The sequence below is a fragment of the Rahnella ecdela genome, assembly GCF_019049625.1.
In the GTDB taxonomy this organism is placed as follows: domain Bacteria; phylum Pseudomonadota; class Gammaproteobacteria; order Enterobacterales; family Enterobacteriaceae; genus Rahnella; species Rahnella ecdela.
This window is the reverse complement of record NZ_JAFMOY010000005.1, coordinates 1-244: the sequence shown is the minus strand read 5'-3', so window position 1 is coordinate 244 and position 244 is coordinate 1. Positions and strand designations below refer to the sequence as shown.

The 244-nt window shown below is 47.5% G+C and carries 1 rRNA gene; it reads right to left on the bottom strand.

The features are described 5' to 3' along the window. Window positions 1-153: 153 nt before the first annotated feature. A 23S ribosomal RNA gene (locus J1784_RS00025) occupies window positions 154-244 on the bottom strand; the annotation flags it as partial.

The following is a 244-nucleotide window of genomic DNA, read 5'->3' as shown; positions in this document are numbered from 1 at the left end:
GGGTCAGGTGGGACCACCGCGCTACTGCCGCCAGGCAAATTCTGTTTCATTCATACCGTATCCAGCATCTCTGCCCATACCATACGAACCAATCTCGGAACATTCAGCTGAAAATCAAATCACAGAGTCACTCTAAAACACCTTTGGTGTTGTAAGGTTAAGCCTCTCGGGTCATTAGTACTGGTTAGCTCAATGCATCGCTGCACTTACACACCCAGCCTATCAACGTCTTAGTCTTAAACGT